Consider the following 13,655-nt stretch of genomic DNA (forward strand, 5'->3'; position numbering starts at 1 on the left):
GCCCGCATGAGTACATGCGGGCGCGATGCGTTGCCACTCGTTTTCTCTGGCAGACGAGTTGAGGTGCATGACGTCTCGCCCTGTCTGGGAGCTTTGTCCGTCTGCCGCTCTGCCGGGGGCGGACGGGGGTGCAGGCCGGTGCCCGGCGCGCCGTCGGATGAACCGATGGCGGGCCGGGCTGTTGGCCCGTTCCAGGGTGGGGGTCACTTGACGGAGCCGGCCATGGCTCCTTGGACGAAGAACCTCTGGAAGCAGAGGAAGACGATCACGGGGATCATCAGGGACAGGAACGCTCCTGGTGCGAGGACGTCGAGGTTGCTGCCGAACTGGCGCATCTGCGACTGCAGCAGGACGGTCAGCGGCTGGGAGTCGTTGCCGGCGAAGATCAGCGCCACCAGCATGTCGTTCCAGACCCACAGGAACTGGAAGATGGCGAGCGAGGCCAGTGCCGGCGCGGCCAGCGGCAGCGCGAGGCGCGTGAAGATCCGCCGCTCCGCGCATCCGTCGACGCGTGCGGCTTCCAGGATCTCCTCGGGGATCTCGAGGAAGTGGCTGCGCATCAGGAAGACCGCGAAGGGCAGACCGTAGCCGACGTGGAAGAGGACGACACCGGGAATGGTGCCGAACAGTCCGAGGGCTCCCATCAGTTTGGCGACCGGGATGAGGCCGATCTGGACCGGCACGACGAGCAGGCCCACCACGACGAGGAAGATCCAGTCCCGGCCGGGGAAGTCGAGCCAGGCGAACGCGTAGCCGGCCATGGCGGCGAGGACGACGGTCGCCATGGTGGCGGGGACTGCAATCAGTACGGTGTTCCAGAGCGCCTTGGTGACGTCGCCGCCCTCGAGGAGCCGGGTGTAGTTCTGCAGGGTGAGCTGGGAGGGGCTGCCAAGGGCCGTCCACCACCCGGTGGCGGTGCCGACGCCCTTGGGGCGCAGTGAGGAGACCAGCAGGCCGAGGGTGGGCACGAGCCAGGTGACGGCGGCTGTCAGCAGCACGCCCTGGACGAGGCCGTTGCGGGTGAGTGCGGCCACCCGGGTGGCCAGGGGCGTGGGTGGGCTGGTGGTGCTCATGTTCGGCTCCCCCGGAAGCGTCGGATGTTGAGGACCATGGCGGGGACCACCAGGAGGAGGAGCAGGACGCTGAGCGCACTGCCCAGACCCTGGTTGTTGCCGCCGCCGAAGGAGACGAGCCACAGCTGGAGGGCGAGGACGTTGGCGTCCTGCTGCACCGGGCCCGGCGCGATGATGTAGACCAGGTCGAAGATCTTCATCACGTTGATCACCATGGTCACGAACACCACGGCGAGTACCGGAGCCAGCTGGGGCACGGTGATCCGTCGGAAGATCTGCCATTCGCCGGCGCCGTCGATCCGGGCGGCCTCGAGCGTCTCGCGGGGAAGATTGGCCAGACCGGCGCCGATGATGACCATGGCGAAGCCGGCCCAGATCCACACGTAGGCGCCGATGATGGCCGGTGTCACGAGCGTCGGCCCGAGCCAGTCGATGCCCTCATAAGGGGCAGCGAAATCGGAGGCGGGGAGAACGATCCGGGCGTGGTCCGGTGGCGCGGCGGCGAAGTGGAACGACCCGTCGGCGGAGGTGGTAGTGGTGGCGATCGTCCTTGTGTTGCTGTGGAGTTGGACGGTGACGCCGGGCAGTCCCTTCTTGCCGGAGCCGATCTGTCCGCTGTGGCCGCCGCCGCCCGGCACGAAGTCCAGGAAGACGACGCCGCTGACTCCGGGTCCGGCGGGGGCCTGTGCGGGCTTGGCGGTGGCGGGGATGCGGTCCGGGGGAAGGCCTACCAGGGGCAGTAGGACGGTGCCGTCAGCGCTGGGAGCGGAGATCGAACCGTCCGGGCTCCTCTGCAGGGTCGCGCCGTCTCGCGGGTGGGCGCCGGGGTAGGACGCCTGGTCGGTGAAGCTGTCATGGACGGCGACCGCGGCGGCGTTCAACACGCCTTGGTGCGGGTCCTGCTGGTAGACGAGGCGGAAGATGATGCCGGCGGCGAGGAAGGAGATCGCCATCGGCATGAAGACCAGCAGCTTGAAGGCAGTCGCCCAGCGGACCTTCTCGGTCAGGACGGCGAAGACCAGGCCGACCGCGGTGACCAGGGCCGGGGCAACGGTCACCCAGATTGCGTTGTTGCGCACCGCGATGAGGGTGGTCCGGTCGGTGAACGCCTGGCCGTAGTTGTCCATGCCGACGAAGCGGTGTCCGGAGGCGTCGAAGAGGCTGCGCAGGACGGAGTAGCCGATGGGGTAGACCACCAGGGCACCGAGCAGCAGCAGGACGGGAAGGGTGAACAGGAGGGCCAGCCCGGTGTGCCGCCGCAGCTTGTAGGCGGCACCCGGGAGCCTGTGGGGGCGCTGGGGCATGCCGTCAGCCCTTGTAGGCCTTGGCGGCGTCCTGCTCCAGACGCTGGGCGGCACCCTGGGGGTCGGCGGGGTTGGCCAGGAAGTCCTGCAGGTCCTTCCATTCGCCGGCTCCTGCGGTCCCGCCGAAGGCGGCGGGGGCCTGGTCGGACATGTCGAAGCGGAAGGAGTCGCCGGCGTCGATCAGGGACTTGGCGAACTGCCGGGTCGTGTCGTCCGGGTAGAGCGAGAGGGCCAGGGCCTTGTTCGGGGAGAGGAAGCCGCCCTGCTTGGCCCAGACGGCTGCGGCCTCCGGGCTGGCGAGGAATTCGAGGAGCTTCTGGGCGGCGTCCTTGTGCTTGGCGTCCTTGAGGACAACGGCGGCGTCACCGCCGCCCATGACCGGGGCCTTGGCGCCGACGGAGGGGAAGGGGAAGACCTTGGCGTCGGTTCCGACCGCCTTGCCGAGGTCTCCGGAGATGACGCCGGCGACGAAGTCGCCCTCGTAGGTCATGGCGGCCTTGGGCTGCGGGCCGAAGACATTCTGGACGGAGGTCGGGAAGTCGGTCTGCAGGGCGCCCTTGCCGCCGCCGGCGACGAGCTGGGGGGAGCCGAAGATCTGGCCGAGGGTGGTGAGCGCCTGGATGACGGAGGGGTCGGTCCAGGGGATCTCGTGCCGCGCCAGCTTGTCGTACATGTCGGGGCCGGCCTGGGAAAGGTAGACGTTCTCGAACCAGTCAGTGAGCGGCCAGCCGGCCTGGCCGGCGACGGAGAAGGCCGCGGTGCCCGAGTCGGCGAGAGCCTTGCCGTCCTTGAGGAGGTCACCGAAGGTGGCGGGCGGGGCGGTGATTCCGGCGTTCTGCAGTGCGGTGGGGCTGTACCAGATGGTGGACTTGTCGGCGGCCTTGAAGTACAGGCCGTACTGGGTGCCGTTGACCGTTCCGAGGCTGGACCAGACGGCGGAGAAGTTCTTCTTGGCCGCGTCCGTGACGGCCGGGGCGAGCGGCTCGAGCCAGCCCTGCTGGACGAACTGCTTGAGCACGCCGGGCTGCGGGACCATCACCACGTCGGCAGGGTCACCTCCCTGGATCTTGCTGCCGACGACGGTGGAGAGGTTGTCGCCGGTGGAGATGAAGGTGGTGGTGGCGCCGGTCTTGGCAGTGAACGCGTCGAGCACCTTCTTGAAGGCCGTCTGTTCGGTGCCGCTCCAGACGGCGGCGACCGTGACGTTCTGGCCCTTCAGGTCCTGACCGGTCGCTGTGTCGGCCGTGGTCTTGGTGCTGGAGCCGCCGGCGCAGGCGGTCGCGCCGGCGGCAAGCAGGAGAGCGGTGGCCAGGCGGGTGGTGCGCTGGAGTGTCATCGCGGGTCTTCCTCTGGGTGGGAGGGTGATGGGGACTGGCTGGTGTTCGGCCGCAGGGGGTTCCGTCGGCCGGGCTGTCGGCCTGTGTGGTGGTGCTCCCCAGGTCCGAACAGGGCAGAGTTGATCGTGCGGCGCGGGTTGCGGGCGGGGCCGAACGCCGGGCGGGCGCCAACCGGTGCTCCGGGGCTGGGCCGAGGAGGCGGGACGCCCCGGCTGCGGACACGGGGCAGGCGGGAAGGTGTCGCTGGGGGCCCGCGGTCAGACGGAGGCACCGGGTGGGGTGATGGCAGCACGCATCCACCAGGCCGCGGTGGCGGGCGGGAGGGTGCCTGCCGGGCAGGGGCCGCTGGCGAGCAGGGGTTCGCCGTCGACGGGGGCCGGCGCGGCCTGGTCCCCGAAGTTGACCGCGCACAGCAGTCCGTCGCCGCGGGTGAAGGCGAGGACGCCGGGCGGGGCCTCCAGCCAGCGCAGAGGGCCCTCCCCGAGCTGTGGCAGCACGCGGCGCAGGTGCAGCGCCTCCCGGTAGAGGTGCCAGGAGGAGGCGGTGTCAGTCAGGGCCCGTTCGGCGGTGTGGGCAGCGAAGTATGCAGGCTGGGGCAGCCAGGGCTGCGGGCCGTCGTGCGGGCCGAAGCCGAAGGGCGGTTGCGGTCCCGACCAGGGCAGGGGGATGCGGCAGCCGTCCCGGATGCCGGTGCGGCTGCCGGTGCGGTGGTAGATCGGGTCGGTGAGTACCTCGTCGGGCAGGTCGTCGACCTCGGGCAGGCCGAGCTCCTCGCCCTGGTAGAGGTAGGCGGCGCCGGGCAGGGCGAGCATCAGCAGCGCGGCGGCACGGGCCCGGGCGGCACCCCGGACGGGGTCTCCTGCGGCGAAGCGCGTGGTGGTGCGGACCTGGTCGTGGTTGTTGAGCACCCAGGTGACGGTGGAACCGGTGGTGGCGATGTCGCGGACGGCATCGTCGATCACCCGGTGGAAGTGGGCGGCGTCCCAGGGGGCGTGCAGGAGGTGGAAGAAGAAGGCCTGGTGCAGTTCGTCGGGGCGCAGGTAGGCGGCCTGTTCGGCGGCCGTGGGCACGGAAGCCTCGCCGACCAGGAGCCGGTCGCGGCCGTCGCGGGCGGTGTACTCCTCGCAGATCGCCCGCCAGTGGCGCCAGACCTGGTGCACTTCGGGCTGGTTCCAGGCCAGTGGGTTGACGGAGTCGCGGGTGCGCTCATCGGCGTCGGGGTCGGGCGAGTCGGGGAGGTCGGGGTGCTTGTGCAGGCCGGCAGCGACATCGATGCGGAAGCCATCCGCGCCGCGGTCCAGCCAGAACCGCAGGATCCGCTCGAACTCGGCGGCGACCTCGGGCCTGCGCCAGTTGAGATCGGGCTGCTCGGGGGTGAACAGGTGCAGGTACCACTGGCCCCAGGTGCCGTCCGCCTCCCGGACCCGGCTCCAGGCCGGCCCTCCGAACATGGCCCTCCAGTTGTTGGGCGGCTCCTCGCCCCGTTCACCCCGGCCGTCGGCAAAGTGGAACAGGGCGCGCTCGCTGCTGCCGGGTGCGGCCTGCAGAGCCTCCCGGAACCACGGGTGCTCGCTGGAACAGTGGTTCGGGACGATGTCGAGGATCAGCTTCAGGCCGAGCAGTCGGCAGTCTTCGGCAAGCCGATCGAAGTCGTCCAGCGTGCCCATGCGCGGGTCGACGGAGCAGTAGTCGGCGACGTCGTAGCCGTGGTCGTGCTGCGGCGAGGTGTAGAAGGGGTTGAGCCAGATGCCGTCCACGCCGAGCCGCTTGAGGTAGGGCAGGCGGGTGCGGACGCCGGCGAGGTCGCCGATGCCGTTGCCGTCGGAGTCCTGGAAACTGCGGACGTACACCTGGTAGATCACCGCGTCGCGCCACCAGCGGTGCGGCCCGGCCGCCGTCGCCGCAGCCGGCGCCAGGAGATCGGGGGCCGGGCGGGCGGACGGGTCGGCCGGGGTGGAGGGCCTGAGCATTGGTCACCTTTGCCACAGACGCGGCGGGTTGGCGCCGCGTAACTCCTACAGGTCCCCGCTCGCGACGTCCCAGCCGGGCGGGAATGGATGCAGGTTATGTATGGAGGGGCGCAGCGTCCAGCGCCATCATCACGTATTGAATACGCATCACGGACATAGACAGACAAACCATGAGGGCCCATATACCTAACATGGATTTAATTGGGCCCCCGTGTGGGTCCTCAACCCCTCATGCACAGCCCCCGCGGGCCGGCGTGAGGGCCGATACAAGGCGCTGCTGGGTGCCCAGCGGGAGGCAGACGTCGGCCAGATCCTGATCGGCGCACCAGATCCCCTCACGTCAGGGAGGCCTGGACGCCCCAAACTCAGGGCTCCCCCTCTGGAACGCCCTGACGCGCGAGCCGTCGGTCGAGGCGCCGTTCATGCCAACAGGCCTTCTGCCCGTAGTTCGGCGAGCAGGGCCTCGCGCAGGCGCGGCGGCCATACTTCCGTCCCAGAACCAGCCCCCCGCCGGGAGCGGCGCCACCCGCCCCCGCAGATCATCCGACACAGGATCATCGGGGAGCCACAGAACTCCTTGCAGTCCACCGCGCGGTCCATGGGCAGGAGTGGTACTCCAGCGGATATTGGAGGAAGTCGGTGTCCTGGCGTCACCCGCCACGAGGCGCCGGTGGTCGGGAAGGCGCGGGCGGCGAGTATCCGGGCGGCGGTCCGGATCCCGATGCGAGCATCGAGGTCAGGACCGGGGCAGGCGGGTGGGCCTCCTCACCGCCTTCGACGATCAGACCCTCGCCCCAACACCGACACGGCCGCGCTGACCGCCCCCGGCCTCGCCACCTCACTCACCGCAGAACACGACCAGCGGAAACTCCTCGCCGCAAGGATCGCGAAACCGCAGGATCCCCAACCAGGCGCCCGGCCATCCGGGGGGCTCCGGCCGGCGGCGGCAGGAGCAGCATTCGCCGTCCGGACTTCATCAACTGGCCTGGTGATCCGTGGTGTTCAAGCAAGGTGAACCGGCCCGGCGGTCAGGCCGTGGACCTAGGACACATTCGAGTGAGGGGTGGATCTGGGTGAGCAGATCGCGCGGGCGGCTCTTGATCCCCGCCAGCTCCCCGCGCGGTCGCCGTCGAATCAGTGATCATCTCGAGCCCGGCAACGGTTCCACGGCCGGCACCAGGTCACGCAGGGTGTACGGCATGGTGCGAGCGGCGCCGCGATGACCGCCTCGTCGCGGGCGTCGGTCCTCTCATCGCCGGGATAGAAGTCCGCGATCCGCCGCATGTAAGGCTGAGCAGGTGAGCAATGCGACGGCCGGTGTCACGGGCAACGGCCACCGGCAGGGCGCCGCTGGCGGCCAGCTGGTGCTGTGACCGGGAACGTTCGCCGGGTCAATCAGCATATGCAGGGCGAGTGGTCTTGGGTGGCCTCGCCCCGTGGTGGATCAGGAGCAGTACATCCGGTATTGGGGAGACTCGAAGGTGCTGGCAGCGATCGGGGGGCATGTTGTACCCAGGCCGGCCATGTCACCGTGCGGCTGCCCAGGAGCGAGGTGGAGGCCACGGTGGACGCGTGGGAGCGTGACGAGTTGGGTGGGCTTGCTCCCGAGTCCCATGAGCAGTACATGCTGCGGGACCGGGCCGCGGAGCCGGCCCTCATCGGCCTTGCGATCACGCAGCGAGGCCGCGGGGAGGGCGAGGAGGTCGTGATCGACCTTGATGTCGCCGCCGGGGCGTCGCAGTAGTCAGGCCACGGCGGCCAACGGCCGGCCGCCCCAGCGGGCGCCTTTCTGGCTGCGGATACGGGGCGCGTTCCTTGCGTTGAGCGGCCAAGACGTCGGGGTGGCGGGCGTTGGCGTTCGCCACCGCAGGTTGCGGTGCAGTTCGCGGGTCTGAAGCGTGTGGCTCGGGTTGTTCGAGTGGGCGAGCGTGAACTGCCGCAGCGGCCCGAAGTGCGCCTCGATCGGGTCCGCCCAGGAGGCGTTCGTCGCCGATCAAGTAGCAGCCGTGGAAGTAGGTGACCCCGTGGGTGCGCTTGTAGGTCGCCGACATCCGGTCCGGCTTCCCCTGTTCGGCCCAGCAGTTGCCGGCGGTGGGGCAGATGCCGAGCGGGCCGGACTCGTCGAACGCGAACGTTCGGTCCGGGAAGCGGTCGAGGGCGTGCTCGATCCGGTCGAGCTTGGCGTAGTCGGGGTCGGTGGCTCCTTCCATGTCGTGGTGCGCTGGAAGGCGACGCCACGCCGGGCGAGCAGGCGGTGAAGGGCCTCGCGGCCTGTCCGGATCACCCGGCCGTGGACCTTGCGCAGGTAGCGAGCAGTTTGCGGATCGACCAGCGGGTGAAGGGCTGTCCGAGCTTGGCCGGGCGGGTGTCAACAGCCCGCCATGCCGCATGGCGGCCCCCGAGATTCGTCAGCCGCCCACCGGCGAGGCAACCCAACGACACCCCGGGCGCCATGGCCACAAGAACGGCCATGGCCTTGCCCTGCACCGGAGGTGTCCTACCACTGATCGGCGACCTGCAAGGAAGACCGGCCTGATATCCCCGGTCCCAGTTCGACTACCAGCCGTTCCCCCACGCCGTCATGCCCCAGTCGGCCGCCGCCGCGCCGACCACGGCGGCGATGCCAGCAAGAAGCAGAACAACGCGAAGCCGTCGCGGCTTGATGGACTGCTCCGTGGTCGCCTTGCCGATCATGTGTTCCGTCCGTCCCTCCGTGCCTGTTGCACGGTTCGCAGGTGGCTCGCGGGGAAATGCCCCGGGCCACGGAACGTAGCAAGCACGGGCGGCACGGTGCAGACCCAAACCTCCGGGTGGGACCTCGGCCCCATCACCTGACATCACGGCCAACCCTGTCCTGGCGGCCTCGAGGGCTCGACCTATGCCACGGGCAGCTCCCTCAGGCACGCTGCCCGCCCAGTGCCACGCCCCAACACGCTGCCCGCGCATCGGTGCGCGGCTCTGGTCGGGTAAGCAGGCCGAAGGACAGTACTCACCACCACAGGCTGCGACGCCACTGAGCTGCGCCCAAGAGCCGGTGCGCCGCAACCAGCGGCCCGCCTCTTGGAGGACATCCGCACGCGCGTTGGGGAAGCGAAACGACCGGCGACTTCAAGCCGGCGATGCGATCGCCCCGCAGTGAGGTCCTGCAGGATCGCTCCTCGACATCGACGATGCCATTCGTAACGGCGACCGAGACCTGACCGCAGGGATATAGCGTTCTCTCATGCCTTCTCCCATCGGATGATTCCGTGGCGGTCCCGCACCTGCCGCATTCCGCGGATCGCGAAGCGCGGGTCGTCGTCGGGAGGCGGGGTGCGCTTCCCTCGCTGCCGGCGCACCACCGGCACCTGGACTATGCCTGCCGCGGCAACCGCCTCCGCGGTGGAGGCGGCTCCCAGACGTTGCCGTATGACGTGCATCATCTGGTTCACCGTGGTCTCCGACCTCCCCACCTCCTCCGCGACTCGTGCCTGCGTCATCCCCGAAGCAATCATCCGCAACAGCTCAAGCTGGCGGTCCGTGAGAACCTCAAGCATCCTGATTCCTCGCTCCGTTCACGCCATCGGCTCTCCTCCGCGCCGGGGGTAACCCGGCCGGAGGCGACCGGATCGCGTCGTGCGCCGTCTAATTCGTCGTCCTCGTCGTCATCAAGGTGGCAGCGTCGCTGATCCAGCAGGTAGCGGTCGACAGCCGCCATGATCCGGTCGGTGGTCTCTGCGGTTGCAGGTGACCGCGAGACCAGCCGATCGACCTCGTTCCGCAGGGCTTGTCTGGTCATCAGCCGCCTTTCTGCGTGTGATGGTTGCCGAGGCAGGATGCAGGCTCTCCGCCCGGCCAGGCGGGTTGGGGTCTGCGCCCGGAGCACGGGGGGCGGGCGCTGTGAGCACGGCCCGGCACCCGTTCTCCCTCCTGCTGGAGGAACGGCCCGCGTGCTTCGTCGCGTGCGACACCGTGATACATGCCGAGCCACGCGGCTGCCCAGTCCGACCTCAATCCCCGCCGCACCTGGTCCGGGAAGCCCGGGTCAGGAATCGGCTTCAGCAAAGCTGAGCGTCCGACCAATCTGAATCCTCTCAAGCCTGTCCGCCGGCCGGCCATTTCCCCACGGACGGAGGTGGTCGATGTCGGCACCCGCAAATGGAGGCAGTCGCCCGCTGGGACTCTGCGCTTCGCCCACACTGCGCCGCCTGACGTCGACGAAGTGGACCCGCGCTCCCCGGTGCGGGTCATCCTGCAGGCGGCCTCATACCTTGCGACACCCATCACAGCCCCGTCATCCCACGTGTCCGGCCGCAGCAGACACACCAGTCCCGGACCTGGACGCCCGTGCACGAAGGCTTGAGGTCGCTGTACCAGAGATGTCGGCACGGAGAATGGGCGCCTGCGGCGCCGAGATCTCCTGTCGCCTCAGCAGAGTCGTCCGGCTGCACCTCGGCCGGACTGGTCTGATGGGCCGGAGGAGAAAAGGGCCCATGAATTCTGAAATAGACGGCCAAGGTGCCACCGCCTTACGGAAGAAGCCGATACGCCGAAGCAGGCCTGGAATACTGGTCCGGCTACACACCACATTCCAAGTTCGCGCGCTCGAAAACATCCGCCATCTGGCGCGTGCCTGGCCTGAGACTGCTGTGAGCAGGCCACCGAAGCGGAGTGGCAGGCAGGATCGGAGCTAGCCGCCAGCCAAGGGAAGCCGACCGCCTCCACCGTTCAAACAGCAACCCGGCGATGTCGGGCATCGGTCGGGTTGATCAGGGTGCGGCCCACAATCAAGCCGCGCACCGCGGAATATGCAGGGATCCCGCCCATCTCGTGGCCAGGCCGGCGCCGCCCCGCGGGGACGAGTCTGCCAGCCGTGCCCCGCTTTGCAGGAGCGCGGGGTTGCGGTGCCGGCCATAGGGTCTGGCCTGCCGTCACCCCGGCTGGCATCCGGGGGTCACTCGGCCCATGCCCGCCAGCGCCCCGTTTGCCATCTTGCTGACCATGGAGTCGGGGGAGGGGAGAAGCCTCTCGAGCCAGATCTGGCCCCACGCCCCCAGGAGGACGGGATCCACCGCCTGATCACTCGCCTCACGCGGCCCCTCCGCCTCAGCGTCGACTGCCCCCTGCGCTGTTCTCGTTGACGCCGCCGACAGCATCTGCCGGGTCCGGTTGCTGCAGACGATGAGGTCAGCCGAGCTACTGCCACGTCATCTCATAGGACTCGTTGCAGTACCAGTGGCCCAAAGTTGCGCTGGGCCTCCCCCGCCATCCGCCGCGACCGCTACCTTCCCCACAGGGAGGAGACGGTGTCCCTCCCCAACCAGGCGGCGCGATGCAGGGCCTGCTGCAGCTGCGCCACCAGCGCATGCGACGGTGTGTCACCATAATCCCCGCAGGTGACGCACCGTCGCATGCCTATGCCACCGGACCGGGTGTCTGCAGTGCCGGACACCCGATCGCCCACGCTCGCAGCTCGTTCTGCCGACGTGCCTGGGCAACCGTGACCGGGCTCACCGGCGGCTGAGGAAGCCTGCAACGGACCCTACGATGCCGGTGCCGATACTTACCAACGCAACAACGCACAAAGTCAGGAACGGGACAGCTTCCGCTGTACGCCTCCGGCGTCGCACATGGGCGAGCGCGCCGTTCAGAGCCGCCTCACGGCTGCCGTACATGGACCCGGAACAGCGCCGGAGTGAACGGCACTCCAGCCGTGAGGCACGGCACTCCCATGCCCACACGCCAGGAGCCTGGCGAAACACGCGTACTCGCCGCCCCGACTGCACCACGGCCACCACTTTCCCTAGCCACCGTCCCCCGACAGCGTGGCAGGCGGTCCCGTCCGCTGGCCGGGCAGCCTCACGGGCATCTCGTACAGCGCCCGAGTGCTCTCCGGGTTTTTGATCTCATCGATCAAATGATCCATCTCCGGATCACCGCAGGGGCTCAGATCCGCCACCGCGTCACAACGGGATTCCGCGATCTCCTTGTCCATGATCACGCACTCCTCCGCATCTGCACTACCGGTTACACCCAACCCCCGTGACACGGCAGGAACTACTTCCACTTGCGTTGCCGAGATCCCCGAGGGAGCCCTCGGGTCCAACAAGGAAGGAGGCAACCCTGCCGATTCAACGTCGCGATACCCCGCTCCACACGCAGACCGGCCGCCTGCCAGCAGCCGGAGCCCGGGGACACCTCGAGGGTCGTTCACATCAGCCCAGTCACGGCCCGCCGACACCAGGCATCCGTCCCCCCAGGTCCACCGCATACGCGAGGAATGTCCACTCAAGGACCCGACCAGGCGACGCAATCCGCGGCCACGCTCCGCCCACGTTCCGCTCCCGCTACCCCGGGCGCCTGCCCGCCCCGGCCCCCGGCCCCCGAGCACAGGCAGAGCAGGCCTCCACCGCCTCCGCCCCGCCCGTCCGCCTACCGACCGCAAAGAGTGGCAGTACCGGCAGCCGCTGACTCCGGGTTCACGTGTCTCCGACCGGCGGAGGATGCTGTCGCTCACGCCGCACGCTCCACGGTTCCCCCGTGCGCAGGGAGGCGTGCCCAGACGGTCTTTCCGCCGGCCGCATCACACAGTATGGCGGTGTCTCCGCCCAGTTCGGCGAGCAGTGTTTCGATGATCGCCAGACCCCGCCCGCCAGTCGCATCCGCCGATACTGCACCCGCCGATGGGTGCCCGGGGTCGTTGTCCCCTACCCCTACACCAAGTTCGCCGCCCGTCGCTGCCTCCACTGTCACGGCGATACGCGGCGTGACCTGCCCCGCATGTACCACAGCATTCGTGACGAGTTCCGTCACGATCAGCTGCACCGCGTACGCCAGATCCGACTCTGACTCGACACCCCATGTCTCGAGGATCTCGGAGACGGCATGTCGTGCCTGCGGCACGGCTTCCACATTCGAGGCCACCATGAACGTCCGTCGACGCGAGGAGCAATCCACCCGGTCCGTGCCATGCCCCCCGGAACCGGCCACACCGTGCGACCACAGCGCCAGGACCTCGGCATCACCCGATCCAGGCCTAGGGGAATAAACAGGTGCGAGGAACATGAGGAAGTCCTGTCGCAGTCAACAACAGCGGCGACGGCGGCCCGAGGATGCGCGCGGGTCAGGAAACCCGCCGATGGGGGCGCAGGAGCACAGAGACGCTCACCGGGAGACCGGTCTCGACGCGACCTGCGCGCCGTTCCTTGATCGGCCATCCAATAACCCAAGTAATTGCTTGGTTCTCTTCCGGTGTACCCCTCGCGGCCACTCCTGTCAACCCCTCGCGAGCGCCGGCCGCGGGCACACCCAACACCCACCTCAAGACAAGCTCACCACCCCCCGTGCCTACAGCGCCCCCACTCAGCGGCACCTCACAGCCTGGAGGCGGTGAATCCCGAAGAATCCCGCTCCCGACGGCAAGGGCCGCTGTCTCGACCGGAGCCGAGTGGCCCCCGCTCACAGAGCCCAGCCGAAGGCCTCGCCGGACCGGCACCCCGGACAGACCACTCGCCCGAGCCAACCAGTCGAAAAGCAACCCGCCTGCAGGCGCGCCTTCCGCCGTCCTACGGCCGCCCCTGTGACTCCCCTCACAGTCCATCGCGTCGGAGCGGTAGGTGTGATTACCGTCCACGGAAACGCACGCCTGCCGCTCCGAGGCGACGGACCGATGCCCAGGGCCCGTGGATCGGCCAGGCCAGCCCAGCGGATCGGGAGACGCACGATGACCGACGACCACCGCGGCACCGGATCAAAGCCACCCGCCCGTACCCGCAAGTCGGACCGGCGCACGTACGTTCTCGACACCAGCGTGCTCCTGGCCGACCCGCTCGCCATGACACGCTTCGAGGAGCACGAGGTCGTCCTCCCGGTGGTCGTGGTCACCGAGCTGGAGGCCAAGCGGCACCACCCGGAGCTGGGCTACTTCGCCCGCCAGGCGCTCCGCCTCCTCGACGACTACCGCGTCCGCCACGGGCGGCTCGACGAGCCGAT

General features: G+C 69.2%; 10 protein-coding genes and 1 pseudogene. 2 read left to right on the top strand and 9 right to left on the bottom strand.

The window, feature by feature from the left end:
* Nucleotides 1-203 precede the first annotated feature (203 nt).
* The 4 genes from ACFV0G_RS20915 to ACFV0G_RS20930 all read right to left on the bottom strand — a co-directional run bounded on the left by ACFV0G_RS20915 (nucleotide 204) and on the right by ACFV0G_RS20930 (nucleotide 5,684).
* A complete protein-coding gene (locus tag ACFV0G_RS20915; protein ID WP_380549736.1) occupies nucleotides 204-1,073 on the bottom strand; it encodes a carbohydrate ABC transporter permease in 870 nt (289 codons plus the stop codon).
* Nucleotides 1,070-2,377 carry a carbohydrate ABC transporter permease gene (locus ACFV0G_RS20920; protein ID WP_380549739.1) on the bottom strand — a complete coding sequence of 436 codons (1,308 nt, stop codon included), beginning with the start codon at nucleotides 2,375-2,377 and terminating at the stop codon, nucleotides 1,070-1,072. The genes ACFV0G_RS20915 and ACFV0G_RS20920 overlap by 4 nt, the downstream gene beginning before the upstream one ends.
* Nucleotides 2,378-2,381: 4 nt before the next feature.
* Nucleotides 2,382-3,713, bottom strand: coding sequence for an ABC transporter substrate-binding protein (locus ACFV0G_RS20925; protein WP_380549742.1), 1,332 nt, complete (start codon nucleotides 3,711-3,713; stop codon nucleotides 2,382-2,384).
* Nucleotides 3,714-3,971: 258 nt separating this feature from the next.
* Nucleotides 3,972-5,684 (bottom strand): glycoside hydrolase family 13 protein, encoded by a 1,713-nt coding sequence (locus ACFV0G_RS20930; RefSeq protein WP_380549745.1) that lies wholly within the window; start codon nucleotides 5,682-5,684, stop codon nucleotides 3,972-3,974.
* A gap of 1,552 nt (nucleotides 5,685-7,236) precedes the next feature.
* Here ACFV0G_RS20930 and ACFV0G_RS20935 point away from each other — a divergent pair.
* A complete protein-coding gene (locus ACFV0G_RS20935) occupies nucleotides 7,237-7,428 on the top strand; it encodes a hypothetical protein (RefSeq protein ID WP_380549748.1) in 192 nt (63 codons plus the stop codon).
* On the opposite strand, the pseudogene ACFV0G_RS20940 reads toward ACFV0G_RS20935, so the two are convergent.
* The 5 genes and pseudogenes from ACFV0G_RS20940 to ACFV0G_RS20960 all read right to left on the bottom strand — a co-directional run bounded on the left by ACFV0G_RS20940 (nucleotide 7,429) and on the right by ACFV0G_RS20960 (nucleotide 12,728).
* A pseudogene (locus ACFV0G_RS20940) lies at nucleotides 7,429-8,156 on the bottom strand (IS630 family transposase).
* A gap of 84 nt (nucleotides 8,157-8,240) precedes the next feature.
* The gene (locus tag ACFV0G_RS20945) at nucleotides 8,241-8,378 is read right to left on the bottom strand and encodes a hypothetical protein (RefSeq protein ID WP_380549751.1); all 138 of its coding nucleotides are present in this window, start codon (nucleotides 8,376-8,378) and stop codon (nucleotides 8,241-8,243) included.
* A gap of 527 nt (nucleotides 8,379-8,905) precedes the next feature.
* Complete coding sequence (locus ACFV0G_RS20950) at nucleotides 8,906-9,220, bottom strand: LuxR C-terminal-related transcriptional regulator (protein ID WP_380549754.1); 315 nt, start codon at nucleotides 9,218-9,220, stop codon at nucleotides 8,906-8,908.
* Between the two features lie 2,246 nt (nucleotides 9,221-11,466).
* Complete coding sequence (locus ACFV0G_RS20955) at nucleotides 11,467-11,658, bottom strand: hypothetical protein (protein WP_380549757.1); 192 nt, start codon at nucleotides 11,656-11,658, stop codon at nucleotides 11,467-11,469.
* Between the two features lie 518 nt (nucleotides 11,659-12,176).
* Nucleotides 12,177-12,728, bottom strand: coding sequence for an ATP-binding protein (locus ACFV0G_RS20960; protein WP_380549760.1), 552 nt, complete (start codon nucleotides 12,726-12,728; stop codon nucleotides 12,177-12,179).
* 658 nt (nucleotides 12,729-13,386) lie between these two features.
* Between ACFV0G_RS20960 and ACFV0G_RS20965 the strand changes: the two genes are divergently transcribed.
* A partial coding sequence (locus ACFV0G_RS20965) for a PIN domain-containing protein (RefSeq protein WP_380549763.1) occupies nucleotides 13,387-13,655 on the top strand: 269 nt, incomplete at its 3' end.

Origin of the sequence: Kitasatospora sp. NPDC059571 (assembly GCF_042735675.1) — a bacterium.
GTDB lineage: Bacteria > Actinomycetota > Actinomycetes > Streptomycetales > Streptomycetaceae > Kitasatospora.

Excerpts from the sequence above, each read along its gene's own strand:
- ACFV0G_RS20915 (WP_380549736.1), bottom strand. The coding sequence starts at position 1,073 with ATGAGCACCACCAGCCCACCCACGCCCCTGGCCACCCGGGTGGCCGCA.
- ACFV0G_RS20920 (WP_380549739.1), bottom strand. The coding sequence starts at position 2,377 with ATGCCCCAGCGCCCCCACAGGCTCCCGGGTGCCGCCTACAAGCTGCGG.
- ACFV0G_RS20925 (WP_380549742.1), bottom strand. The coding sequence starts at position 3,713 with ATGACACTCCAGCGCACCACCCGCCTGGCCACCGCTCTCCTGCTTGCC.
- ACFV0G_RS20930 (WP_380549745.1), bottom strand. The coding sequence starts at position 5,684 with ATGCTCAGGCCCTCCACCCCGGCCGACCCGTCCGCCCGCCCGGCCCCC.
- ACFV0G_RS20945 (WP_380549751.1), bottom strand. The coding sequence starts at position 8,378 with ATGATCGGCAAGGCGACCACGGAGCAGTCCATCAAGCCGCGACGGCTT.
- ACFV0G_RS20950 (WP_380549754.1), bottom strand. The coding sequence starts at position 9,220 with ATGCTTGAGGTTCTCACGGACCGCCAGCTTGAGCTGTTGCGGATGATT.
- ACFV0G_RS20955 (WP_380549757.1), bottom strand. The coding sequence starts at position 11,658 with ATGGACAAGGAGATCGCGGAATCCCGTTGTGACGCGGTGGCGGATCTG.
- ACFV0G_RS20960 (WP_380549760.1), bottom strand. The coding sequence starts at position 12,728 with ATGTTCCTCGCACCTGTTTATTCCCCTAGGCCTGGATCGGGTGATGCC.